At 64.0% G+C, this 23,233-nt stretch carries 20 protein-coding genes; 14 read left to right on the top strand and 6 right to left on the bottom strand.

The genetic code is table 11. The features are described from left to right. Nucleotides 1–110 precede the first annotated feature (110 nt). Complete coding sequence (locus EGJ09_RS23670; RefSeq protein ID WP_125924926.1) at nt 111–974, bottom strand: pirin family protein; 864 nt, start codon at nt 972–974, stop codon at nt 111–113. Nucleotides 975–1,088: 114 nt separating this feature from the next. On the opposite strand from EGJ09_RS23670, the gene EGJ09_RS23665 reads away from it, so the two are divergent. Further along, nucleotides 1,089–2,093 (top strand): amidohydrolase family protein, encoded by a 1,005-nt coding sequence (locus tag EGJ09_RS23665; protein ID WP_115274286.1) that lies wholly within the window; start codon nt 1,089–1,091, stop codon nt 2,091–2,093. Between the two features lie 89 nt (nt 2,094–2,182). Here EGJ09_RS23665 and fabB read toward each other — a convergent pair whose 3' ends face one another. From fabB to EGJ09_RS23640, 5 genes are all read right to left on the bottom strand, one after another. After that, nucleotides 2,183–3,403 (bottom strand): beta-ketoacyl-ACP synthase I, encoded by a 1,221-nt coding sequence (gene fabB, locus EGJ09_RS23660; protein WP_125924925.1) that lies wholly within the window; start codon nt 3,401–3,403, stop codon nt 2,183–2,185. An 11-nt stretch (nt 3,404–3,414) separates the two neighbouring features. Then, the gene (gene fabA / locus EGJ09_RS23655) at nt 3,415–3,930 is read right to left on the bottom strand and encodes a 3-hydroxyacyl-[acyl-carrier-protein] dehydratase FabA (RefSeq protein ID WP_012315334.1); all 516 of its coding nucleotides are present in this window, start codon (nt 3,928–3,930) and stop codon (nt 3,415–3,417) included. Between the two features lie 201 nt (nt 3,931–4,131). Then, nucleotides 4,132–6,063 carry an ATP-binding protein gene (locus EGJ09_RS23650; protein WP_125924924.1) on the bottom strand — a complete coding sequence of 644 codons (1,932 nt, stop codon included), beginning with the start codon at nt 6,061–6,063 and terminating at the stop codon, nt 4,132–4,134. Continuing rightward, nucleotides 6,060–6,950, bottom strand: a complete 891-nt coding sequence (locus EGJ09_RS23645) for an ABC transporter substrate-binding protein (protein ID WP_125924923.1) — start codon at nt 6,948–6,950, stop codon at nt 6,060–6,062. The genes EGJ09_RS23650 and EGJ09_RS23645 overlap by 4 nt, the downstream gene beginning before the upstream one ends. Next, a complete protein-coding gene (locus EGJ09_RS23640) occupies nt 6,950–9,097 on the bottom strand; it encodes a TonB-dependent siderophore receptor (protein ID WP_177433179.1) in 2,148 nt (715 codons plus the stop codon). The genes EGJ09_RS23645 and EGJ09_RS23640 overlap by 1 nt, the downstream gene beginning before the upstream one ends. A gap of 167 nt (nt 9,098–9,264) precedes the next feature. On the opposite strand from EGJ09_RS23640, the gene EGJ09_RS23635 reads away from it, so the two are divergent. From EGJ09_RS23635 to EGJ09_RS23575, 13 genes are all read left to right on the top strand, one after another. Beyond that, nucleotides 9,265–10,290, top strand: coding sequence for an NAD(P)H-dependent glycerol-3-phosphate dehydrogenase (locus EGJ09_RS23635; protein ID WP_125924922.1), 1,026 nt, complete (start codon nt 9,265–9,267; stop codon nt 10,288–10,290). Nucleotides 10,291–10,326: 36 nt separating this feature from the next. Continuing rightward, on the top strand, nt 10,327–10,674 hold the full coding sequence (locus tag EGJ09_RS23630; RefSeq protein ID WP_046785237.1) for a DUF4389 domain-containing protein: 348 nt from the start codon (nt 10,327–10,329) through the stop codon (nt 10,672–10,674). Further along, on the top strand, nt 10,671–11,129 hold the full coding sequence (gene sixA / locus EGJ09_RS23625; RefSeq protein WP_046785236.1) for a phosphohistidine phosphatase SixA: 459 nt from the start codon (nt 10,671–10,673) through the stop codon (nt 11,127–11,129). Before EGJ09_RS23630 ends, sixA begins: the two co-directional genes overlap by 4 nt. Nucleotides 11,130–11,301: 172 nt before the next feature. Then, entirely contained in the window at nt 11,302–12,090 is a 789-nt protein-coding gene (locus EGJ09_RS23620; RefSeq protein ID WP_115274289.1) for an alpha/beta fold hydrolase, read from the top strand. After that, the gene (locus tag EGJ09_RS23615) at nt 12,087–12,941 is read left to right on the top strand and encodes an alpha/beta hydrolase (RefSeq protein WP_125924921.1); all 855 of its coding nucleotides are present in this window, start codon (nt 12,087–12,089) and stop codon (nt 12,939–12,941) included. Before EGJ09_RS23620 ends, EGJ09_RS23615 begins: the two co-directional genes overlap by 4 nt. 109 nt (nt 12,942–13,050) lie before the next feature. After that, nucleotides 13,051–13,842 carry a DUF4892 domain-containing protein gene (locus EGJ09_RS23610; RefSeq protein WP_125924920.1) on the top strand — a complete coding sequence of 264 codons (792 nt, stop codon included), beginning with the start codon at nt 13,051–13,053 and terminating at the stop codon, nt 13,840–13,842. A gap of 12 nt (nt 13,843–13,854) precedes the next feature. Beyond that, complete coding sequence (locus EGJ09_RS23605) at nt 13,855–14,907, top strand: AI-2E family transporter (RefSeq protein ID WP_042112064.1); 1,053 nt, start codon at nt 13,855–13,857, stop codon at nt 14,905–14,907. A gap of 176 nt (nt 14,908–15,083) precedes the next feature. Further along, a complete protein-coding gene (kdpF, locus tag EGJ09_RS23600; protein WP_039602773.1) occupies nt 15,084–15,173 on the top strand; it encodes a K(+)-transporting ATPase subunit F in 90 nt (29 codons plus the stop codon). Nucleotides 15,174–15,182: 9 nt separating this feature from the next. Further along, on the top strand, nt 15,183–16,877 hold the full coding sequence (gene kdpA, locus EGJ09_RS23595) for a potassium-transporting ATPase subunit KdpA (RefSeq protein WP_125924919.1): 1,695 nt from the start codon (nt 15,183–15,185) through the stop codon (nt 16,875–16,877). Nucleotides 16,878–16,887: 10 nt separating this feature from the next. Further along, the gene (gene kdpB, locus EGJ09_RS23590; protein WP_125924918.1) at nt 16,888–18,942 is read left to right on the top strand and encodes a potassium-transporting ATPase subunit KdpB; all 2,055 of its coding nucleotides are present in this window, start codon (nt 16,888–16,890) and stop codon (nt 18,940–18,942) included. 10 nt (nt 18,943–18,952) lie between these two features. Continuing rightward, nucleotides 18,953–19,504 (top strand): potassium-transporting ATPase subunit KdpC, encoded by a 552-nt coding sequence (kdpC, locus tag EGJ09_RS23585; protein ID WP_125924917.1) that lies wholly within the window; start codon nt 18,953–18,955, stop codon nt 19,502–19,504. 46 nt (nt 19,505–19,550) lie between these two features. Further along, a complete protein-coding gene (locus EGJ09_RS23580) occupies nt 19,551–22,205 on the top strand; it encodes a sensor histidine kinase KdpD (protein ID WP_125924916.1) in 2,655 nt (884 codons plus the stop codon). Then, nucleotides 22,202–22,897 (top strand): response regulator, encoded by a 696-nt coding sequence (locus EGJ09_RS23575; RefSeq protein ID WP_125924915.1) that lies wholly within the window; start codon nt 22,202–22,204, stop codon nt 22,895–22,897. Before EGJ09_RS23580 ends, EGJ09_RS23575 begins: the two co-directional genes overlap by 4 nt. The last annotated feature ends 336 nt before the right edge of the window (nt 22,898–23,233 follow it).

The following is a 23,233-nucleotide window of genomic DNA, read 5'->3' as shown; positions in this document are numbered from 1 at the left end:
CGGTCTGTACTGCTGTGAACAGTCAGAAGCCGGCTTTAGGTCCCACCCACCCCTTCGAGTCCTACCATACAAGCCGGCTTGCCGGCGATGGGCCGCAAAGCGGCCCCACTTTAACGCGGTAGCTCGATCCGCGAAGTCTCCCCCGGCACCACCGGCCAATCGCCGGCAGCCCATTTCGCCCGGGCGTGTTCGATCAGTTGCGGATCACTGGCCACGAAATTCCAGTTCATCCGCCGTGGCCCATCCAGTGGCTCGCCGCCGATCAATACCAGCTGGCATTCACCCTCGGCATACAAGGCAATCTCTTCGCCCTCAGGCAGCACCACCAAGCTGCACGCCTCGACTTCCTCATCATTCATCAACAGCTCGCCGTCGAGCAGGTACAGCGCCCGTTGCGCATGCTCATCAGGTACCACCAGCGTGGTCGCCGATTGCATCTGCACATGCGCGTAAAGGGTAGGGGAGAGGACTGGCACCGGCGATTCCAGGCAGAAACCGCTACCGGCAATCATGCAGATGCGTACCCCCAGGTTATCGCTCACTGGCAGGCTGGCCGCGGCGTGATGGCTATAGCTCGGTGCGCCTTGCTCGAGCGCGCGGGGCGACGCCAGCCACACCTGCAGCCCATGCAGGCGCGAACCGTGTGCCAACGCATCGGCCGGGGTGCGTTCGACATGCGCTACGCCGCTGCCGGCCGTCATCCAGCTCACATCGCCAGGCACCACGCGCTGATTCGAGCCCAGGCTGTCCTTGTGCAGGATCGCCCCTTCGAACAGGTAGGTCAGGGTCGACAGGCCGATATGCGGGTGCTGGCGAATATCCATGCCATGGCCCGGCGCATAGTCGGTTTCGAGCATGTGGTCGAAGAACACGAACGGGCCGACGCTGCGGCACTGCGCCGACGGTAGTGGGCGCAGGATCGGTTGGCCCTCGACCGACTCGGCGCGCGGGCGGATCACCAATGGGCTGCTCATGCTGTGCTCCAGGCGGCGGGAAATAGCACCAGCATAGCGGTTTGCCGTGCATGGCTGAACCGCTGGCTTGGCCGCCAGGTCTATTCTGTTCATACACAGAGAAGGATGCTGCCCATGATCGCCAGAGCGCTGGCCTGCCTGCTGTTGAGCGCAACGTTGTGCCAGGCGGCACAGGCGCGTGATTACCGCTACAGTGACGCCCACCTGCACTATGTGGACTTCTTTCAAGAGACCGAGGGTATGGCTGCCCTGATCAAGGCCATGGATCAAGCGGGTGTCGACCACTCGATGATTTCTGGCATTCCGGTGGCCAAGAAATGGCACGAGGATGAGCCCAAGCGGCCGCGCTATTACGCCGGTGACGATGCCGACGCCTACTGGTACAGCGCCACCGATACCTACGTGGCGGCGGCGCTGCAGAAGCTGCCGGCCGAGCAGCGCAAGCGTTTTCATCCTTTCCTGACCGGTTTCAATCCGGTAGACAAGAATGCGGTCAGCCATATCGAGCGCATGCTCGATCTCTACCCTGGCCTCTGGCAGGGCATAGGTGAAGTATTTACCCGGCACGACGACCTTACTGCGCTGACCAGCGGTGATACGCCGCGCGCCAACAACGAGGCCATGACCCGTATCTATCACCTGGCAGCCGAACGCGACATGCCGGTACTGCTGCATTCGAACATCACCTCCAAGCGTGAGCGCAACCCGCTTTACCTGGCCGAGATCGAGGAACCGCTGCGCAATCATCCGCATACCCGGTTCATCTGGGCGCACGCGGGCACGAGCATGGAGATTCATCGGCATCAGACGCAGATGGACTTTCTATTGCCGGTGCTGACGCGCCTGCTCAACGACTACCCGAACCTTTACATCGACTTGTCGTGGACTGTGCTCGAGCCCTACCTGCTGGATGACAAGGGTGTGCCGCGCAAGGAGTGGCTGGCGCTGGTCGAGCGCTTCGCGCAGCGGTTCATGCTTGGGTCTGACGTGGTGGGCAAGTTTGGCAGCGTGGGGGAGCAGATGCACAGCTTCAAGCCGTTTCTGGATGCCTTGCCGGAAGGGGTGGCGAAGCAGGTGGCGCGGGACAACTTCCTGGCGGTCTTGCCCAAGGCTCGCTGACGGTCTGCCCGAACGCTACGCGGCACAGGCAAACACAAAAGAAAACGCCCCGAACCAGTCGGGGCGTTTTCATTTACCGCATCAAGGCATTACTTGCCAGTCCAGCGCTTGAGCACCAGGGTGGCGTTGGTGCCGCCAAAGCCGAAGCTGTTGCTCATGACCGTGTCGATCTTGGCGTTTTCTTCGGTTTTGCGCAGGATCGGCAGGTCAGCGACTTCCGGGTCCAGCTCGTCGATGTTGGCGGAGCCGGCGATGAAGTTGTTCTCCATCATCAGCAGGCAGTAGATCGCCTCGTGGACGCCAGCAGCACCCAGCGAGTGGCCCGACAGGCTCTTGGTCGAGCTGATCTTCGGTGCCTTGTCGCCGAACACGGCGCGAACACCTTTGATTTCGGCAACGTCGCCGACCGGAGTCGAGGTGCCGTGGGTGTTCAGGTAGTCGATCGGGGTGTCGACAGTGGCCAGTGCCTGCTGCATGCAGCGAATGGCACCTTCGCCGCTTGGGGCAACCATGTCGTAGCCGTCGGACGTCGCGCCGTAGCCGACGATTTCGGCGTAGATCTTGGCGCCACGGGCGAGGGCGTGTTCCAGTTCCTCGACCACGACCATGCCGCCACCGCCAGCGATGACGAAGCCATCACGGTCGGCGTCGTAAGCGCGCGAAGCCAGTTCCGGGGTATCGTTGCGCTTGGTCGACAAGGCGCCCATGGCATCGAACAGGAACGACTGGCTCCAGTGCTCTTCTTCACCGCCACCGGCGAAGACGATGTCCTGCTTGCCCCACTGGATCTGCTCCAGGGCGGTGCCGATGCAGTGTGCCGAGGTGGCACAGGCCGACGAGATCGAGTAGTTCAGGCCCTTGATCTTGAACGGGGTGGCCAGGCACGCCGAAACGGTGCTGCCCATGGTGCGGGTGACGCGGTAGGGGCCGACACGCTTGACGCCTTTCTCACGCAGGGTGTCCAGCGCTTCCATCTGGTTCAGAGTCGAGGCGCCGCCGGAGCCAGCCACCAGGCCGGTACGCGGGTTGGAAACCTGCTCTTCGGTCAGGCCGGCGTCCTTGATCGCGTCCTGCATCGCCAGGTAGGCATACGCCGCAGCGTGGCCGACGAAGCGGTAGACCTTGCGGTCGATCAGTTCTTCGAGGTTGAGGTCGATGGAGCCGGAAACCTGGCTACGCAGCCCCTGTTCCATGTATTCCGGGTTATAACGGATACCCGGACGGCTGTTGCGCAGGTTTTCGGTGACGGTAGCTTTGTCATTGCCCAGGCACGATACGATGCCCAGACCAGTGATAACGACGCGGCGCATGCGAATAACCCTTAGAAATTGTCAGTGGAGGTGAACACGCCGACCCGCAGGGCTTCGGCAGTGTAGATCTCGCGGCCGTCAACGCTGACCGAGCCATCGGCGATGGCCATGTTCAGCTTGCCCTTCAGGACGCGCTTGATGTGAATGTTGTAGGTGACTTTCTTGGCGGTAGGCAATACCTGACCAAAGAATTTCACTTCACCCGAGCCCAGGGCGCGGCCACGGCCTGGAAGGCCCTGCCAGCCCAGGAAGAAGCCAACCAGCTGCCACATGGCGTCAAGGCCCAGGCAGCCGGGCATTACCGGGTCGCCTTCGAAATGGCAGGCGAAGAACCACAGGTCCGGGGTGATATCCAGCTCGGCGACCAATTCACCTTTGCCGTACTTGCCGCCTTCTTCGCTGATATGGGTGATGCGATCGACCATCAGCATGTTCGGCGCGGGCAGTTGCGCATTACCTGGGCCGAACAGCTCACCGCGACTGCAGCGCAGCAGGTCTTCCCGAGTAAAGGCGTGTTGTTTGGTCATGCGAGCTCCTCAATAACCCCCTGTGGCAGGGGATGAATCTTCCCGGCCAACCCGACATCAGTCCGGGCGGCAGCCTACAGGTAGACTATTGCGTTGTGGTGAAAGTCACAGCGCACCTGGCGAAAGAAGTACAGGTGTGCACTGAAACGTCTATTTTCAGGGCCGATGAAGGTCCTGTCCAGTCCTTAAGACTGCCGCACTTTAGCATTTATCGCCAGTCGCGGCTGTCCGGCCGGGTAACCAGCGTTGCAACACCTGCTGCAGGTCAGTGCGGCGCAACGGTTTGCTCAGGTAATCGTCCATGCCGGCGGCCATGCAACGTTCCCGGTCACCCTGCAGGGCGTTGGCGGTCAAGGCGATGATCGGCAACTGGCCGCCGTTGGGCAGCAGGCGTATGCGTCGGGTGGCTTCATAACCATCGACCTGCGGCAGGCGGCAGTCCATCAGGATCGCAGCAAAGTGCTGCTGGCTGACCTTTTCCACGGCCTGGATGCCGTCATGGGCCACGCTGACCTCCAGCCCCAAGCTGCGCAACATGGCTTCGATGACGCTCTGATTGACCGGGTTGTCCTCCACCAGCAGGATCCGTTCGCCTTTGGCGAGCGGTGTGTGAGCCGCCAGCGCGCCGGGCAATGTCGCAGGCGCAGGGCTCGCCAGGGCTAGCGGCATTTCCAGGGTGAAGGTCGAACCCAGCCCTTCGTGGCTTTCGCCACGCAGCTTGCCGCCCATGCGTTCAGCAAGGGTGCGAGCGATGGACAGCCCCAGGCCAGTACCGCCATAGCGCCGGGAAATCGAGCTGTCGGCCTGCTGGAAGGCGACGAACATCATTTCCAGGCGTTCGCTGTCGATGCCGATGCCTGTGTCGCGCACGCTGCACGTGAACCACAGCGTCTGACGATCGAGCGCCTGCCAACGCGCTTCGACCTGCACCTGGCCGCGTTCAGTGAACTTCAGGGCATTGCCGACCAGGTTGAGGAGGATCTGGCGGATGCGCGTCGGGTCGCCCACCACCTGCAGCCGCTCGCTCTGGGCCGGTAATTGCAGTTGCAGATCCAGGCCCCGTTGCTGTGCGCTGTGCTGGAAGGACTGCACGCTGCTGGCGATCAGCTCGCCGAGATTGAAGTCGATATGCTCCAGTTGCAGCGTGGTGCGTTCGATCCGTGAGAAATCGAGAATGTCGTTGATCACCTTGAGCAAGTGCCCGGTGGATTCGCTGGCCACAGCCGTGTACTCGGCCTGCTCGCTGGTCAACTGGGTGGTTTCGAGCAGCTGCAGCATGCCCAGCACGCCATTCATGGGGGTGCGCAGCTCGTGGCTCATCATCGCGAGGAATTCCGACTTGGCGCCGTTGGCCTGCTCGGCCTCCTCGCGGGCCTGGATCAACTGGGCAATGGCCTGTTTCTGTTCGGCGCTGGCCTGTTCCAGTGCGCTGGCCAGGTTGTTGATGTGGCGTGCCAGGTGGCCCAGCTCGCTGTCGTCGACCACCGGCAGCGGGGTGTTGTAGTCACCTTGCTGGATGGCCTTGACTGCGTGGCCCATGTCGCTGATCGGCTTTGCGAGGCTCATGGCCAGGCGCCGTGCGAGCAGGAAGGTGAACAACAGGGCGAACAGCGCCAGGATGCCAGCCTTGATAACGAGCTCCTGTTGGCGCTGGCTGAAGGCGTCGTCCGACATGCCGACGATCACCCGCCCCAGATAATCGTCCCCGATCGCCGGCGACGGCGCTTTGCCCTGCTGCAGGAAGTCGTTGTCCAGGCGTATTTGCTGAAGCCGGATCGGCGCCTGGAACACCTCCACGCGTTGTGCCCGGTTAGCGCTCTCGTCAGACTGCTCGACGTACACCAGGATGTGGTTGCGGCTGTCCTGCACTTCCAGAAAGCGCACGTGGGGGATGCTCAGGGTGGCGCGCATCAGGCCTTCGAGCACTTCGTTGTTGCCCGAGATCACACCGTACTCGGACGCTGGAGCCAACTGATTGGCGATCAGCTGACCGGTATGGTTGAGCTCCTGGCGCAAGTCCTGGATGCGCACGAAGGTGAAGAAGCTGATCAGCAGCAATGTCAGCAGCAGCGCAGGGCCCAGGCTTATGATCTGCGTACGGGTGTGGATATCCCAGCTCAGGCGTCTAGTCATGGGGTGGGTTCTCCTTCAGCCAAAACCTTGGCAGTGGCGTTCGGATCGATCGGTTCAAGGCCCAGGGCGCGAGCCACCTGCTGGTTGCCGCTGACCCCGAAACGTGCGGGGTAGAGGCTGCGCGGCCATTGCGCTGGCGGGCGGTCGAGCAGTTGGTCGAGCACCGCCAGCCAGTCCTCCTGGTCGCTGTAGGTACTGGCCAGGGCACCGGCGCGGACAAAGCCGGCGTTCGGGCCGATCAGCGCCATCTGCCGGCCGTAGGTGCTGAGCAGCAGGTTCTTGGCGGTCTTGGAGTTGTAAAGGTCGGGGTCTTCCAGGCCCAGTAGCACGTCGCTATTGCCCAACAGATCCAGCAGCGGCCGGCTGTCGCGCTGGTCCGGCCATTGCTGGGCGACGATTTCCAGCCCCAGTGGCCGGGCTGCCTGGCGTAGTTCATCAAGCAGAAAATGGCTGTGTTCTGCGTACAGCACGCCGATGCGTTGGGCCTGCGGCAACAGGTAGCGGGCCAGGCGCAACTGGCGGGCCAGGGGCGGGTCACTCCACAGCAGCGTCAGGTACGCCGGTCGCGACTTTCCCAGGCGCTGCTCGGCCTGCACGCGGCTGATGCGCATGGCCAGGGCCGCCGGCCCTTTGCTTTCGGCCAGGCGCCACTCCAGTGCGGCGCTGTCAAGCAGCACCAGGCGCAGGTCGGCCTTGAGCTTGCCTGGGCGCGGCAGTTCGGCGACGGTCTGAAACCGTACCTGATCTTGGTTGCGGCGGCTTTCGAGGGCCGCGACAAAGCTACGGATGCCGGGCTGTTCCTCGCCACCGACCAACAGGATTTCGCTGGCGGACAGCGAACCCAATGGCCAAAGGCAGAACACCAGCAGGCGCAGCAGGCGGGCCATCAGAACTCCAGCTCCGCGCTGACGCTCAGGCGGTGACGGCTGTCATAGCGGTTCTGGAGGGTGGTGGTCGGCTCGTCGTCCAGGCGCTGCTGCCACAACGCAGCCAGCTCAAGGGTGCTGCCCTCGATCCGAAAGCGTTTGGCCAGACGCAGGTCGAGGCGCTCGTAGCGATACTGGTTAAGTGCATCGTCGCCGTAGTAGAACAGCGCACTGGACCAGCCATCACCCCATTCGCGCATCCAGCCCGCCGAGCCGCTGTTGCGGGCGGTGTTGGCGCTGTCGGCGGGGTTGCTGGCCCAGGCATCGACATAGGCATATGTGAAACGCAGGCGGTCGCGCCGGGTAGGGCGCCAGTCCAGCTGTGCCTCGCTGCCGCTGAATCGGGCCTTGTTGGCGTTACTGGCGATGTACTGGTTGTTCCTCAGGGGCTCGCTGATCATTCCGGTGATCTCGTCGTAGAACAGCTTCACATCCATGTTCAGGTCGATAGCAGTGAACTGGCCGTTGTAGCCCAACTCGCGAGAACGCATGCGTTCCTGGTCGAGGTCGCCCGGGCCGCGGGTCTTGACGAAATACTCGCCGTTCTGCTGGCCGAACGCAGTAGGGGTCAGGTTCTTGACCGTGTAGCTCCAGTTGACGTTGTTTTCGAACATGTCCGGCGAGCGCACTGCCTCGGAGTACACCGCGCGCAAGCCGTGGCGCGGGGTGATCAGGTAGTTGACTGCCATGCGCGGGGACAGCGAGCTGCCGGACAGTTGCGAGTCTTCGAACATCGCGCCGCCCTGCAGGATCCAATGATCGTCCGCGCGCCACTCCAACTGGCCGAAGAGGCGCCAGGTCTGATCGTCCAGGCCTCCGTCGAAATACGTCTGTGAGTCGGCGCGGTCATAACGGTAGTTCATGCCGCTGAGCAGGCGCAGGTTGTCGGTCAGGCTCAGGGTATCCTGGATTTCCAGGTCGTAGCGGGTTTCACGGGTGCTCTGGTCGACATCGCCGCACACCACGTTGCTGCCGCCCTGGTTGTTCCACTGGTCCTTGATGGCATTGACCAGCGCCTGCTCTTCGGGGTTGCTGCTGTTGGGCGGGTTGTTGGCGCCGCGGGCGACCTGCTCGGCAAAATTCGGGTTGAGCTGCCACAGCCGGGTCAGTTCCGGGCTGAACGACAGCGCTGCGTCGCAGGCGCGCCAGACCTGCTGGCGGTCGAAGTGCTGGGCCGAGCCCTGCACGTACAGGCTGTGGTCAGGGTTGAAGTCGATGTTCCAGCGCACGGAGCCTGCGTAGTCCTTGGCGTTGACGTCGGCGTTGTTGCCGCTTTCGGTGACGAAGGGGAATACGGGCTGGTAGGTATAGGGCCGCTGGTTGCTGCCCTCTTTGGCTGCCAGTTGCCATTCCAGGGTCTGATTTGTCGCGAGGCTATGGCTGACGCTGAGGTTGAAGCGGTTCAGGCGGCGGCTGTCGCGGTAATCCTGGCCAAACTGGTTTTCATCGAAGCCGTCATCTTTCTGGCCCGACACCGACAGGCGCAGATCACCGCCGTCCCAGCCGAAGCCGTGGCTGAGGTAGTAGTCATCGATGCCATCCTGGCCGCGGGTCAGCTTCATGCGCGTGCCATGGCTGTCCGCCGGATTGCGGGTGAGAATGTTGACCACCGCCATCAGTGCATTGGCGCCGTAGCTGACGGTGTTGGGGCCGCGGAACACCTCGATGCGTTCGATGTCCTCCAGCGCCACTGGGATGTCGCTCCAGTCCACCGTGGCCAGGCCCGCACGGTACACCGAGCGGCCGTCGATCAGCACCTGCATGCGCCGGGCTTCGTTGACGTTGGTGCCGTGGTAATTGACGGTTGGCTGGTTGCCGGCGCCGTAGCCGATCATCATCCCCGGCACCAGGCGCAGCAGTTCGGGGATGTCGCGGGCGCCGCTGGCACGGATCAGTTCGCTGTCGAGCACGGTCATGCTGCCCGGCACGGCGGCCGGGGATTGTTTCAGCCGCGTGGCGGTCAGAACCTGTGGCAGGTCGGCGTTGTCGATGAACAGGTCGTCGGCCACGGCCGGGCTGCCGAGCAAGGCAGTCAGCAGCAACAGGCGAGGGTAGGGAGGCGTGCCATGGAACACGATACGGCCTTGTATCAGAGTTGAAACAGGCATGTTAACTGACCATGGGGGTTTTGCCAGCCACAGGCTGCAAGCTGCAAGCTACAAGAAAACCTTGTGGCCAATGAGGGCGCTGTGTCTTGCAGCTTGCAGCTTGCAGCTTGCAGCTTGCCGTATAATGGCCCGGTCGCCACTTAACTTATGGCTTTAACGGATTGAATATGACTGAACAGCAACCTGTTGCAGTTCTGGGAGGCGGCAGCTTCGGCACCGCCGTGGCGAACCTGCTGGCGCAGAACGGCGTGCCGGTACGCCAATGGATGCGTGACCCTGAGCAGGCCGAGGCCATGCGCGTCAATCGCGAGAACCCGCGCTACCTCAAAGGCATCCGTCTGCATGACGGCGTCGAGCCGGTCAACGACCTGCTGGCCACGTTGCACTACAGCGACCTGATCTTCGTCGCGCTGCCCTCCAGCGCCTTGCGCAGCGTTTTGGCCCCGCATGCCGCGCTGCTGCGCGGCAAATGCCTGGTCAGCCTGACCAAAGGCATCGAAGCGCAGAGCTTCAAGCTGATGAGCCAGATCCTCGAAGAGATCGCGCCCGATGCGCGAATCGGTGTGTTGTCCGGGCCAAACCTGGCCCGCGAGATCGCTGAGCATGCGCTCACCGCTACCGTGGTCGCCAGTGAAGATGAAGACCTCTGCCAGTGCGTGCAGGCGGTATTGCACGGGAGTACCTTCCGGGTCTACGCCAGCAGCGACCGCTTCGGTGTCGAGCTGGGTGGGGCTCTGAAGAACGTCTATGCGATCATTGCTGGCATGGCCGTGGCGCTGGGCATGGGCGAAAACACCAAGAGCATGCTGATTACCCGTGCGCTGGCCGAAATGACCCGTTTCGCCGTGAGCCAGGGTGCCAACCCCATGACCTTCCTCGGTCTTGCGGGGGTCGGCGACCTGATCGTCACCTGTTCTTCGCCCAAGAGCCGCAACTACCAGGTCGGTCACGCCCTGGGCCAGGGCCTGACGCTGGAGCAGGCGGTCAGTCGCCTGGGCGAGGTGGCCGAAGGGGTCAATACCCTCAAGGTGCTCAAGGCCAAGGCTGAAGAGGTCCAGGTCTACATGCCGCTGGTAGCAGGGCTGCATGCCATCCTCTTCGAAGGCCGCACGCTGAACCAGGTGATCGAGCGCCTGATGCGCGCCGAGCCCAAGACCGACGTCGACTTCATTTCCATCAGCGGTTTCAACTGAGCCTTTAGCGGCTTTGAACAGAACAAGGAGCGACACATGAACGATACCCCTGAGCGCGCCCAGCGCGAGTCGATCATCCTGCGCGTGCTGTGGATGCTGGTGTTTCTGGTGGTGTGGCAACTGGCCGAGCTGCTGCTCGGCGGCCTGGTGCTGGTGCAGCTCATCTACCGTCTGATCTACGGCGCGCCGAGCGCCAGCCTGATGAACTTCGGCGACAGCCTGAGCCAGTACCTGGCGCAGATCGGTCGCTTTGGCACCTTCCATACCGACAGCAAGCCGTGGCCTTTCGCAGACTGGCCCACACCGCGTGCGCCGGAAGGCGAAGCGCCGCATGCCGTTGCCCCTGCACCCCACCCGGTGCGCGATGAGGAGCCCAAACTGTGAAGCTTTGGGTATTGCGCCACGGTGAGGCAGAGCCCAGGGCCAACACCGACGCCGAGCGGCGCCTGACTGCCCACGGCCGCGAGCAGGTGCTGCACAGTGCTGCGCATCTGCTCGGCCAGCCGTTGCAGGCCATCATTGCCAGCCCCTACGTGCGTGCTCAACAAACGGCCGCCCTGGTGCATGACACCCTCGGTTTCGCCGAGCCGGTGCGCACCGTGCCCTGGCTTACGCCCGACAGCAACGTGCAGGAGGTGATCGCTGAACTCGAACGCCTGGGGCTTGAGCACGTATTGCTGGTCAGCCACCAGCCGTTGGTGGGTGCGCTGGTCGGCATGCTGGAGCATGGCCACGCGCAACAGCCTGCGCCTTTGAGCACCGCCAGCCTGGCGCAGCTTGAAGGCGACTGGCCGCTGGCGGGGCTGATGACCCTGCAGGCCCTGCAGCACGCGCCTTGATTGATCGGCAACGGGCGTTTGCGCCTGTTGCCGTGCCCCAGCCGATTACTCGCAGCCCGGCTTCGTCAGCGCCCGGTGACCTGATCGCCCTCGCCGATGACCTTTACGGACGTTGCCGAGCGCCCGCGGGATGCCGACAATGGGCCATCATCCTCGTACCGGACCAGGTGCCATGTCGCAGCAGATCTTCTTCGCCCATGCCAACGGCTTTCCGTCGGCCACCTACGGCAAGCTGTTCGCGGCCTTGGCGCCGGATTACCAGGTGCAGCATCTGCCCCAGCATGCCCATGACCCCCGCTTTCCGGTGAACGAGAACTGGCAGAGCCTGGTGGATGAGCTTTTACACCACCTGGCCAGGCAGGATCAGCCGGTGTGGGGTGTCGGCCACTCGCTGGGTGGCGTGCTGCACCTGCATGCAGCCCTGCGGTGTCCTGCTTACTACCGCGGTGTGGTCATGCTTGACTCACCGGTGCTGACCCGCGCCGATCAGTGGTTGCTGCGCACCGCCAAGCGCTTTGGCTTCATTGACCGCATCACCCCTGCAGGCCGCACGCTGGGGCGGCGCGAGGCGTTCAGCGACCGCGCCAGCGCACGGGACTATTTCGCCAGCAAAAAGCTGTTCCGGCATTTCGACCCCGACTGCCTGGAAGCCTACCTCGAGCATGGCCTGCAAGACATGGAGCAGGGGGTACGCCTGCGCTTCGATCCGGCTACCGAAATCAGCATCTACCGCAGCATCCCTCACGCAAGCCCGGCCCCTGCGCGGCAGCTTCAGGTGCCACTGGCGATGGTGCGGGGTGAGCGCAGCAACGTGATTCGTCGCCACCACACGCTGGCTGTGCGCGGCATGCCCAAGGGCGAGTACCACAGCGTACCCGGTGGGCACATGTTCCCCCTGGAGCGGCCGACAGACACTGCCAGCCTGATCAAAGGCCTGTTCGATCGCTGGGGCCAGGCATGAGTGCCCACGTTGAGGAAGTCCGCCTCAGCCTGGGTCATATCGAGCTGGCTGCTCACCTGTTCGGCCCCGAAGACGGCCGGCCGGTGATCGCCCTGCATGGCTGGCTGGACAATGCCAACAGTTTTGCCCGCCTCGCACCACAATTGAAAGGCCTGCGCATCCTCGCCCTGGACCTTGCCGGGCATGGCTACTCGCAGCACCGCCCGCCAGGCGCCGGCTATGCGCTGGCCGACTACGCCCATGATGTACTGCGGGTTGCCGAACAACTGGGCTGGCAACGGTTTGCCCTGTTGGGGCATTCGCTGGGGGCGATCATTTCTGTGCAGCTGGCCGCCGCCCTGCCAGAGCGGGTCAGCCATCTGGCGCTGATCGACGGCGTCATCCCGCCGACCGGCGCCGAAGCGGATGCCGGCGAGCGCCTGGGGTTGGCGCTGCAAGCCCAGTTGCGCCTGGATGGCAAACGCAAGTCGGTCTACAAGACCCTGGAGGAGGGCGTGCAGGCGCGCATGAAGGGCATGGTCGCGGTCAGCCGGGACGCTGCCGAGTTGCTCGCCCAGCGCGGCCTGATGCCGGTGCCTGGCGGTTACAGTTGGCGCAGTGACAGCCGCCTGACGTTGCCATCGCCGGTGCGCTTGAGCCATGCCCAGGCCATGGCCTACGTGCGCCGGGTGAACTGCCCGGCGTGCCTGGTGGTGGCGGCCGATGGCATGCTGGCGCGCCACGCTGAGCTGCTGCAACAGCTACCCTTTGAACAGAAGGTGCTGCCCGGTGGCCATCATCTGCACCTGAACGATGAACACGGCGCGGCCCTTGTCGCAGACTGTATCAATCGCTTCTTTGGCTTTGCTTGACTTGAGCCGGACAAGTGTCGAGGCTTGGCGGGTTGAACAGGGAGACAACCATGCAACTGCCAGACATCCTGGAGCTTCATTACGGCGCTCGCCGCCGCGCGGGTCGCCGATGAGCGTGCCCGTCATGATTCGTACTGCCGGCGCCTGCCTGGCGCTCGTAAGCCCGCTGCTGTGGGCCGGCGCCCTGCCCGTGCCCGTGGATGCCAAAGTGGTCGAACAACGCCCGGCAGTCGAGCAGGAACGGGTCTACCCAATGGGCCCGCTACGCAAGATCAGCGGCCGTCTGCGCGTGGACGACAAGGTCGAGAGCCGAGGGCAGGTAAGTTCCATCACTTACGAACTGCCGGCCGAGCGTACGGCTCGTGAAGCCTTCACCAGTGCCCGCGAAGCGTTGCAGCGCGATGGCGGTTACCCATTGTTCTGGTGTCAGGGCCGCGATTGTGGCGAAGCCAGCCTGTGGGGCAATGAGGTATTCGGCAGCGCGCGGCTCAATGGCGGTGACGAGCAGCAGGCGTTCATCCTCCTGCGCCGCTCCGCCAAAGAGGCAGACACCCTGGTAGCGCTTTACAGCGTTACCCGCGGCAACCGCCGCGCCTACCTGCACGTGGAAGAGTTCGTCGCCAGCAGCCCGCTGGGTGAACTGATGCCTACGCCGGCTACGGTGCTGCGCGAAATGCGCGACACGGGCAAGCTCGACTACCCCGACCTGGCTGTGCCGCAACCTTCCTGGGTGACCTTGTTGGGTCGCAGCCTGAACCTGGACAGCACGTTGCGTGCAAGCCTCAGCGGTCCCCAGGCTGAGGCCTGGCGCGAGCAGCTGGTCAGGGCCGGTGTACGCAGCAACCGGCTCGAAGTCGGCAATGCCCCCACCGATGGCCTGCACCTGGAACTGATCCGTTGAATGAGCGCCACCATGGCCAACAATGATCGCCTGCTGATCCAGATTATCCTGCTGACCTTGCTCGGCGCTGCGTTGTGGGTGATGGCTCCTTTCATTTCCGCGTTGTTGTGGGGGGCTATCCTGGCGTTTGCCAGCTGGCCGCTGATGCGCCTGCTGACACGCGCACTGGGTGGGCGTGAAACACTGGCGGCAGGCCTGCTGACCTCGGCCTGGATACTCATCGTGGCCTTGCCGTTGGTGTGGTTGGGCTTCAACCTCGCCGACCATGTTCGGGACGCCACCGCCTTCGTGCGCGACGTGCAGGTCGATGGCTTGCCTGATGCCCCCGCGTGGCTGGGCGGCATTCCCCTGGTCGGTGAACGCCTGGTCAGCGGCTGGCAGTCTCTCGACCAGCAGGGCGCCGCGCTGATCGCGTCGGTCAAGCCTCACCTGGGCCAGGTCGGCAACTGGTTGCTGGCACGCAGTGCGCAGATCGGCAGTGGTGTGCTGGAGCTGACGCTGAGCCTGGTCTTCGTGTTCTTCTTCTATCGTGACGGCCCGCGCCTGGCGGCGTTCGTCCTGCGTTTGCTGAACCGCCTTGTAGGTGAGCGCGCCGAGTATTACCTGGAGCTGGTGGCGGGCACCGTGCAACGGGTGGTCAACGGGGTGATCGGTACTGCGGCGGCACAGGCACTGCTGGCCTTGATCGGCTTCCTGATCGCCGGTGTGCCGGGGGCCATTGTGCTGGGCCTGGTCACCTTCATGCTCAGCCTGATCCCCATGGGGCCGCCACTGGCGTGGATACCCGCAACTGCCTGGCTGGTATGGCAGGGTGAGTACGGCATGGCGGTGTTCCTGGGTATCTGGGGCACCTTCGTCATCAGTGGCGTGGACAACGTGCTCAAGCCTTACCTGATCAGCAGGGGCGGCAACCTGCCGCTGGTGATCGTGCTGCTCGGGGTGTTTGGCGGTTTGATTGCCTTTGGCTTCATTGGCCTGTTCATCGGGCCAACCTTGCTGGCGGTAGGGTATAGCCTGCTGCTGGACTGGAGCCGCAACGCCGGGCAGCCAACGCCACAACGTTAACCTTGCGTCGGCCCGGGCGGGCTTGCCCTGCGCATGGGCCGGTGCAGGTAACACGACAAATCTGATCTTTACGCATTCTTTATTTCCAGCCCCACCCCTCGATCTCGCCCCTTTACGCCCCTCCCTTGGACAATTCCCCCAAAGCGGCCCAAGCCGTAACCAGGGGAGATCCACACATGAACATGCTCGACGGGCTGTCACTGCTACTGGCAGTGGCGTTGGCGGTTTACCTGCTGATGGCGCTGCTGCGCGCCGATCGCAGCTAGGGAGCGGCCATGCACAGTTATGACTTCGCGTTGCTGCTGGCGTTTTTCGCCATCGTGCTGCTGCCGGCACCCTGGCTCGGGCGCTTCTACTTCAACGTCATGGAGGGCCAGCGGACTTGGCTGACGCCGCTACTTGGGCCGGTGGAGCGGGGCTGCTATCGGCTGGCCGGCGTGCGCGCCGATCAGGAACAGAACTGGAAGCAGTACGCCCTGGCGCTGCTGGCGTTCAACCTGGCCGGTTTCGTGCTGCTCTTCAGCGTACTTTTACTGCAAGGTTACCTGCCGCTCAACCCGCAACACCTGCCCGGCCAGGAATGGTCGCTGGCTTTCAACACTGCGGTGAGCTTTGTCACCAACACCAACTGGCAGGCTTACAGCGGTGAAGCCTCGGTCAGTTACCTGAGCCAGATGCTCGGCCTGACCGTGCAGAACTTCGTAAGCGCCGCTACCGGGCTGGCCGTGCTGGTCGCCTTGTGCCGCGGCATCTCCCGGCGCTCGACCAGCAGTATTGGCAACTTCTGGGTCGACATGACCCGTGCCACCCTTTACGGCCTGCTGCCGTTGTGCCTGGTGCTCGCGCTGCTGCTGGTCTGGCAGGGTGTGCCGCAGACCTTCGCCGACTACGCCCACGCGGTGACCCTGCAAGGTGCTGACCAGACGATTCCGCTCGGCCCTGCCGCCAGCCAGATCGCCATCAAGCAATTGGGGACCAACGGCGGCGGCTTCTTCGGCGTCAACTCGTCACACCCGTTCGAGAACCCAACGGCCTGGAGCAACCTGTTCGAGGTGGCTTCGATCATCCTGATCCCGGCCGCCCTGGTCTTCACCTTCGGCCATTACGTCAAGGACCTGCGCCAAAGCCGCGCGATTCTGGCCTGCATGCTGGGCCTGTTCCTGATTGGCGGCGCGACCGCGCTGTGGTCGGAGCACCAGCCCAACCCGGCGCTGGACAGCGCGCAGGTTCAACAGAGCGCACCCCTGGAGGGCAAGGAAAGCCGCTTCGGCACGACCGGCTCGGTGTTGTGGACGGTGACCACCACCGCAGCGTCCAACGGCTCGGTCAACGCCATGCACGACAGCCTCAACCCGCTTACCGGCATGGTCGCCATGGTCAACATGATGGTCGGCGAGGTGATTTTCGGCGGCGTTGGCGCGGGGCTCTACGGCATGTTGCTGTTCGTGCTGATCGCGGTGTTCCTGGCAGGCTTGATGATCGGCCGCACCCCGGAATACCTCGGCAAGAAACTGCAGGCCCGGGAAGTGCAACTGTTGGTGGCAACCTTGCTGGTGATGCCGGTCGGCGTGCTGGTGCTTGGTGCCATTGCCGCCAGCCTGCCGGGGCCTGCCGGCGCGGTCAGCAACCCAGGTGCACATGGTTTCAGCCAGTTGCTGTACGCCTACACCTCGGGCGCCGCGAACAACGGCTCGGCGTTCGCCGGGTTCGGCGCCAACACCGTGTTCCACAACGTGATGATCGGCCTGGCCATGCTCATCGGCCGCTTTGGCTACATCCTGCCGATCCTGGCCTTGGCCGGAAGCCTGGCAGCGAAAAAAAGCGCGCCGCAAGGGCTGAACAGCTTCCCTACCCACGGCCCGCTGTTCACCGGCCTGCTGCTTGTGACCATCCTGCTGGTGGGCGGCCTGACCTTCCTGCCGGCCCTGGCCCTTGGGCCAATCGCTGAACACCTGAGCCTGGGTTTCTGAGGAACCGACCATGAACATGCCCATTCCTGAAGTGAACGCCCGGCACAGCGCCAAGGACCAGACCCGCTTCGCCGCGCTGTGGCGCCCGGCGCTGGTGCAAGCATTCGTCAAGCTTGACCCGCGTCAGCTCAAGCGCTCGCCGGTCATGCTGGTGGTCGCGCTGACCGCCGTCCTGACCACCGTGCTGTGCTTTGCCCCCGGCACTAACGTGAGCACCGGCGTTGCCGTGCAGATCGCGGTGTGGCTGTGGTTAACCGTGCTGTTCGCCAACTTTGCCGAAGCCCTGGCAGAAGGCCGCGGCAAGGCCCGCGCCGACAGCCTCAAGGCCGGCAGCCAAGGGCTGACCGCAGAGCGACGCATGCGCGACGGCACATTCGAGACCGTTGCCGCTGCGCAGTTGCGCAAGGACGACGTAGTCCGTGTCGTGGCCGGTGAGATGATCCCGGGTGACGGCGAGGTGCTCGAGGGCATCGCTGCGGTCAACGAAGCGGCCATCACCGGTGAGTCTGCGCCGGTGATTCGCGAATCCGGCGGTGACCGCTCGGCCGTCACTGGCAATACCCGGTTGGTTTCCGACTGGCTGCTCATTCGCATCACCAGCAACCCTGGCGAGTCGACCCTGGACCGCATGATCGCCCTGGTCGAAGGCGCCAAGCGACAGAAGACACCCAACGAAATCGCGCTGGACATTCTGCTGATCGGCCTGACGTTGATCTTCCTGATCGTAGTGGTCACGCTGCAGCCATTCGCCCACTTCGCCGGCGGCAGTCTGCCACTGATTTTCCTGGCTGCACTGCTGGTGACGCTGATCCCGACCACCATTGGTGGCCTGCTCTCGGCCATCGGCATCGCTGGCATGGATCGCCTGGTGCGCCTTAACGTGATCGCCCGCTCGGGCCGTGCCGTGGAGGCGGCCGGTGACGTGCACACGCTGATGCTCGACAAGACCGGCACCATCACCTTTGGCAACCGCCGTTGCAGCGCCCTGCATGCAGCCACCGGGGTGACCGCCAAGGAGCTGGGCGAGGGCGCCTTGCTCGCGTCGCTGGCCGATGACACGGCCGAAGGCAAGTCGATCGTCGAGTACCTGCGCCAGCTGCATGACTTCGTCGAACCGGGCGTGGGGCAGTTCGACGCCATTGCCTTCAGTGCCGAGACACGCCTGTCGGGCATCGATTTCCAGCAGCATCGCTACCGCAAGGGCGCCGTTGATGCAGTCCTCGCCTTCGTCGGCATGCAGCGCCTGGAAATGCCGCTGGCGCTGGCCCGCGAAGTTGAACGCATCGCCCAGAGTGGTGGTACGCCGCTGCTGGTGTGCGTGGACAAGCGCCTGCTCGGTGTGATCCACCTCAAGGACGTGGTCAAGCCTGGCATCCGCGAACGCTTCGCCGAGCTGCGCAAGCTGGGTATCCGCACGGTGATGGTGACCGGCGACAACCCGCTGACGGCCGCGGCCATCGCCGCCGAGGCCGGAGTGGATGACGTGCTGGCCGAAGCCACACCGGAGAAGAAGCTGGCGCGCATCCGCCAGGAGCAGAACGATGGCCGCCTGGTGGCCATGTGCGGCGACGGTGCCAACGACGCCCCGGCCCTGGCCCAGGCTGACGTGGGCATGGCCATGAACGACGGCACCCAGGCCGCGCGCGAAGCCGCCAACATGGTCGATCTGGACAGCGACCCGACCAAGCTGCTGGACGTGGTCCAGGTCGGTAAAGAGCTGCTGGTGACCCGTGGCGCGCTGACCACGTTTTCCATCGCCAACGACGTGGCCAAGTACTTTGCCATCCTGCCGGCGTTGTTCGCCGCCATTTACCCGCAACTGGGCGTGCTCAACCTGATGCAGCTGGCCAGCCCGCAGAGTGCGATCCTCTCGGCCATCGTGTTCAACGCGCTGATCATCATCGTACTGATCCCCCTGGCGCTGCGTGGCGTGCGCGTGCAGGCGGCCAGTGCTGCCCATCTGCTGCGGCGCAACCTGCTGATCTACGGCCTGGGCGGCATCATCGTGCCATTTGCCGGGATCAAGCTGATCGACCTGTTGCTCAACGCTTTGCACCTGGTCTGAGGAGGCCACCATGAACACATATGTACGCCCGGCGCTGAGCCTGATCCTGTTGTTGGCGGTGGTCACCGGCGCGCTGTATCCGCTGGCGGTGACCGGTGTTGCCCAAGTGGTTTTTCCGGAACAGGCCAATGGCAGCCTGGTCCGCGATGAGCAGGGCCAGGTGCGCGGCTCGGCACTGATCGCCCAGGATTTTCAGGGGGATGGCTGGTTTCATTCGCGGCCTTCGGCGGGGGCTTATGCCACCGTGGCCAGCAGTGCCAGCAACCTGTCGCCAAGCAACCCGGCGCTGGCTGAACGGGTAGCGGGCGATGCCGCGAAGCTGTATCAGGCAGGGCAGGGGCCGGTGCCCCAAGCCTTGCTGACCACCTCGGGCAGCGGCCTGGACCCGCATTTGCCACCGCAGGCCGTGGCCTACCAGATTCCGCGGGTGGCGGCGGCGCGCCAGATACCGGTAGAGCGCTTGCAAGCCCTGCTGGAAGGGGCCACCCTCCACCCATTGATCGGGCCGCCTGTGGTCAACGTTCTGGCTCTTAACCAGGCCTTGAGCAAATTGGCGCGATGAAGCAGGCCCGGACAATGCCGATCGTGGCACCACTGAAGGATGACGCATGAGTGACGCAGCCCGCGCAGACGCGCTGTTGGCCAACCTGCCGCGCGAAGGCCGTGGCAGGCTCAAGGTATTTCTCGGTGCAGCCCCTGGCGTAGGCAAGACCTACGCCATGCTCCAGGCCGCCCACGCCCAACAGCGCCAGGGCGTGCAGGTACTGGCAGGCGTAGTCGAAACCCACGGTCGTGCCGAAACCGAATCACTCCTCTCAGGCCTCGCCCAGCATCCTCTGCTACGCAGCGAATACCGGGGTGTCACCCTTGAGGAAATGGACCTTGACGGCCTGCTGAAGGCCGCCCCCGGCCTGGCCCTGGTCGATGAACTGGCCCATAGCAACGCCCCGGGCAGCCGCCACGCCAAACGCTGGCAAGACGTTCAGGAACTGCTGGCCGCCGGGATCGATGTGTACACCACGGTCAACGTCCAGCACCTGGAAAGCCTCAACGACAAGGTGCGCGACATCACTGGCGTGCACGTGCGTGAAACGCTGCCGGACTGGGTGCTGCAGGAGTCTTTCGAGCTGGTGCTGATCGACCTGCCGCCACGCGAGCTGCTCGAACGTCTGCGTGAGGGCAAAGTCTACGTGCCCGAGCAGGCTCGGGCTGCGATCGATGCCTATTTTTCCCAGACCAACCTCACCGCGTTGCGTGAGCTGGCCATGCAGGCCGCCGCCGCGCAGGTCGATGCCGACCTGGCCCACGGCTACCGTCAGCGTGGGCAAGAGGCGCCGGCCCTGCGCGGGCGTCTGCTGGTGGGTGTCGATGGTGACGATCAGGCCGAACGCCTGGTGCGCCATGCCAGCCGGGTTGCGCAGCGTCGGCATTTGCCCTGGAGCCTGGTGCATGTGGACAACGGGCGGCTGCGCGACGAAACCGCACGGCAGCGTTTGCAGGCGGCTCAACAACTGGCTGAGCGCCTGGGCGGGGAAGTGGTGCTGCTGCGCGCAGGCGAGGTGGCACGCACGCTGATCCAGCATGCCGGCGAGCGCCGAGCCAGCCTGGTGCTGGTAGGTCAGTCTCGGGACCGCCTGCGTCGTCGACTGTTCGGCGCAGGCGTGGCTGCGCGGTTGCTGCGCGAAAGCCACGGGCTTGAGATCAACGTGCTCGACCGCGATGCCCAGCCGGCCCCGGCAAGTTCGGCCGTACGGCGGGTGTGGGTATGGCGCCACTATCTGTTGGCACTGGCCGCGACCGTGCTGGCGACGGGGTTGTCCTGGGTGGTGTCGAGCGTGTTGGCGCTGCCCAATATTTCGCTGGTGTTCCTTGCCGCCGTACTTCTGGTTGCGGTGCGCAGCAGCCTGGGCCCGGCCTTGGCCTGTGCTGCCTTGTCATTCCTGACCTACGACTTCCTGTTCATCCCGCCGAATTTCTCCTTCAGCATCCAGCGCGAAGAAGACGTGCTGACGCTGGTGTTCTTCCTGTTCATGGCTGCGCTTACCGGCAACCTCGCTGCGCGTCAGCGCCGCCAGTTGCAGGCCCTTCGCGAAACCCAGGCGCAAACCAACCAGCTGCTTGACCTGTCGCGACGGCTTACGGTCGCCACCGACCGGCAAGCCGTATTCAACGCCGCCGGCCAGCACCTCAATGGCTGGCAGGACGTGCACGTCTGCCTGCTCGAACGCAACCCCGAAGGGCAGTTGCAAGTGGCCAGCGGCCAAGCCCAGGCCCTGAGCGACAACGAGCGCGCCGCCGCCGAATGGGCCTGGCAACATGGGCAGGCCGCCGGCCATGGCAGCGACACCCTGCCTGATGGCCGATGGTGGTGGTGGCCGTTGACCGTCGACGATCATCCCTTGGCCATGCTCGGTGTCCGCCCCCAGTCCGGCGAACCTCTCAGTGCCCAGCGGCGCCGGCTGCTCATGGCGCTTGGTCAACCGCTGGCCCAGGCCCTCGCCCGGGCTCGCCTGGCCGAACAACTGGAAGCCGCCCGATTGCACGGCGAGACCGAGCAGTTGCGCAGCGCGTTGCTGGCCTCTGTCTCCCACGACTTGCGTACTCCGCTGACCGCCATGCGTGGCAGTATCGACAGCCTGCTGGCGCTGGGCGAAGCCATCCCCACCGAAGACCGCCGCGAACTGTTGGAGGGTACCCGCAACGAAGCCGAACGCCTTGACCGCTATATCCAGAACCTGCTCGACATGACCCGTCTGGGCCACGGCGGCCTCAAGCTGGCCCGCGACTGGGTCGCTCCGGCCGATATCGTCGGCAGTGCCCTGAACCGCCTACGCGTGGTGCTCGCGCCCCTGCGGGTGCACACCGACGTGCCCGCCGAGTTGCCGTTGCTGTTCGTGCACGCCGCGCTGATCGAGCAGGCGCTGATCAACGTGCTGGAAAACGCAGCGCGCTTTTCGCCCGCCCAAGGCCGCCTCGAACTGCAGGTGTCGGTGCACGACGAGCAATTGCGGTTCGCGGTCAGCGACCAAGGGCCTGGCATCCCCGTGCCTGAACGCGAGAAAATCTTCGACATGTTCTACACCGCGGCCCGCGGCGACCGAGGCGGGCAGGGCACCGGCCTGGGCCTGGCGATCTGCCAAGGCATGATCGGCGCCCATGGTGGGCAGATCCTGGTCAGCGAAGGCATCGATGGCCATGGCACCTGCATCACTTTATGCTTGCCGCTGCCCCCACAACCCGAAGCCGAAAGCGAAACCCCATGAGCCAGTCCGCCACCCTCCTGGTCATCGACGATGAACCGCAGATCCGCAAGTTCCTGCGCATCAGCTTGGCCTCTCAGGGCTACAAGGTGATCGAGGCGGCCACCGGTAGCGAAGGGCTGGCTCTGGCTGCCTTGGCCAAGCCTGACCTGGTGGTGCTTGACCTCGGTTTGCCTGACATGGACGGGCAGCAAGTGCTGCGCGAGTTGCGCGAGTGGAGTGCAGTGCCGGTAATGGTGTTGTCGGTGCGCGCCAGTGAAGTGCAGAAGGTCGATGCGCTGGATAGCGGGGCCAATGACTATGTGACCAAGCCGTTCGGCATCCAGGAGTTTCTGGCCAGGATACGTGCGTTGTTGCGCCAGGTGCCGCAAGCGGGCGGGAGCGAGGTGACGGCGAGCTTCGGGCCTTTGACTGTGGACTTCGCGTTTCGCAAGGTGACGCTTGAGGGCGCTGAGGTGGCGCTGACCCGCAAGGAATATGCGTTGCTGGCGCAACTTGCCGGGCACCCGGGGCGGGTGATTACCCAGCAGCAGTTGCTCAAGGATATCTGGGGCCCGACGCACGTGGAGAACACCCATTATCTGCGGATTGTAGTGGGGCATTTGCGGCAGAAGCTGGGGGATGATCCAACCGCACCGCGGTTCATCATTACCGAGGCCGGGGTGGGGTACAGGCTGGTTGCGCCTTCCTGCTAGGGCCATTGCCGGTCAAGCTGCACCTTCGTTGTTGCGCACCATGAAAATTCCTCCATTGCTCCATCTCCTCTGAAGCGTCGCAGCCATCAGCCAACTGAGCGTTTTAGCTCAGCAACATCGCCCCCATTTACGCTTCCGTGTCAGGCGTTGCCTTAGGGCAACGCCGGTCTTTTCTTTGTACGCCAATTTTATTTTGTACAGGTATGCAGCCGGGAATTTGCCGTATTCACGGCGAATAAGTCTTTGCTAAGAATAAAAAATTGTACAACGCTCTGGATTTGTACAGGTTTTGTCGGTACTGTTGATTTCCTCGCAGGAGCGCGGAACGTTCAAAGG

It is taken from the genome of Pseudomonas sp. p106 (genome assembly GCF_003936645.1).
Classification (GTDB): domain Bacteria; phylum Pseudomonadota; class Gammaproteobacteria; order Pseudomonadales; family Pseudomonadaceae; genus Aquipseudomonas; species Aquipseudomonas putida_E.
The sequence above is the reverse complement of the archived record's forward strand: the minus strand, read 5'-3'. Positions and strand labels throughout refer to the sequence as shown.

What these genes read in the sequence shown, in the direction of transcription:
- EGJ09_RS23670 (WP_125924926.1), bottom strand. Translation starts at nt 974, where the DNA reads ATGAGCAGCCCATTGGTGATCCGCCCGCGCGCCGAGTCGGTCGAGGGC.
- EGJ09_RS23665 (WP_115274286.1), top strand. Translation starts at nt 1,089, where the DNA reads ATGATCGCCAGAGCGCTGGCCTGCCTGCTGTTGAGCGCAACGTTGTGC.
- fabB (WP_125924925.1), bottom strand. Translation starts at nt 3,403, where the DNA reads ATGCGCCGCGTCGTTATCACTGGTCTGGGCATCGTATCGTGCCTGGGC.
- fabA (WP_012315334.1), bottom strand. Translation starts at nt 3,930, where the DNA reads ATGACCAAACAACACGCCTTTACTCGGGAAGACCTGCTGCGCTGCAGT.
- EGJ09_RS23650 (WP_125924924.1), bottom strand. Translation starts at nt 6,063, where the DNA reads ATGACTAGACGCCTGAGCTGGGATATCCACACCCGTACGCAGATCATA.
- EGJ09_RS23645 (WP_125924923.1), bottom strand. Translation starts at nt 6,950, where the DNA reads ATGGCCCGCCTGCTGCGCCTGCTGGTGTTCTGCCTTTGGCCATTGGGT.
- EGJ09_RS23640 (WP_177433179.1), bottom strand. Translation starts at nt 9,097, where the DNA reads ATGCCTGTTTCAACTCTGATACAAGGCCGTATCGTGTTCCATGGCACG.
- EGJ09_RS23635 (WP_125924922.1), top strand. Translation starts at nt 9,265, where the DNA reads ATGACTGAACAGCAACCTGTTGCAGTTCTGGGAGGCGGCAGCTTCGGC.
- EGJ09_RS23630 (WP_046785237.1), top strand. Translation starts at nt 10,327, where the DNA reads ATGAACGATACCCCTGAGCGCGCCCAGCGCGAGTCGATCATCCTGCGC.
- EGJ09_RS23620 (WP_115274289.1), top strand. Translation starts at nt 11,302, where the DNA reads ATGTCGCAGCAGATCTTCTTCGCCCATGCCAACGGCTTTCCGTCGGCC.
- EGJ09_RS23615 (WP_125924921.1), top strand. Translation starts at nt 12,087, where the DNA reads ATGAGTGCCCACGTTGAGGAAGTCCGCCTCAGCCTGGGTCATATCGAG.
- EGJ09_RS23610 (WP_125924920.1), top strand. Translation starts at nt 13,051, where the DNA reads ATGAGCGTGCCCGTCATGATTCGTACTGCCGGCGCCTGCCTGGCGCTC.
- EGJ09_RS23605 (WP_042112064.1), top strand. Translation starts at nt 13,855, where the DNA reads ATGGCCAACAATGATCGCCTGCTGATCCAGATTATCCTGCTGACCTTG.
- kdpF (WP_039602773.1), top strand. Translation starts at nt 15,084, where the DNA reads ATGAACATGCTCGACGGGCTGTCACTGCTACTGGCAGTGGCGTTGGCG.
- kdpA (WP_125924919.1), top strand. Translation starts at nt 15,183, where the DNA reads ATGCACAGTTATGACTTCGCGTTGCTGCTGGCGTTTTTCGCCATCGTG.
- kdpB (WP_125924918.1), top strand. Translation starts at nt 16,888, where the DNA reads ATGAACATGCCCATTCCTGAAGTGAACGCCCGGCACAGCGCCAAGGAC.
- kdpC (WP_125924917.1), top strand. Translation starts at nt 18,953, where the DNA reads ATGAACACATATGTACGCCCGGCGCTGAGCCTGATCCTGTTGTTGGCG.
- EGJ09_RS23580 (WP_125924916.1), top strand. Translation starts at nt 19,551, where the DNA reads ATGAGTGACGCAGCCCGCGCAGACGCGCTGTTGGCCAACCTGCCGCGC.
- EGJ09_RS23575 (WP_125924915.1), top strand. Translation starts at nt 22,202, where the DNA reads ATGAGCCAGTCCGCCACCCTCCTGGTCATCGACGATGAACCGCAGATC.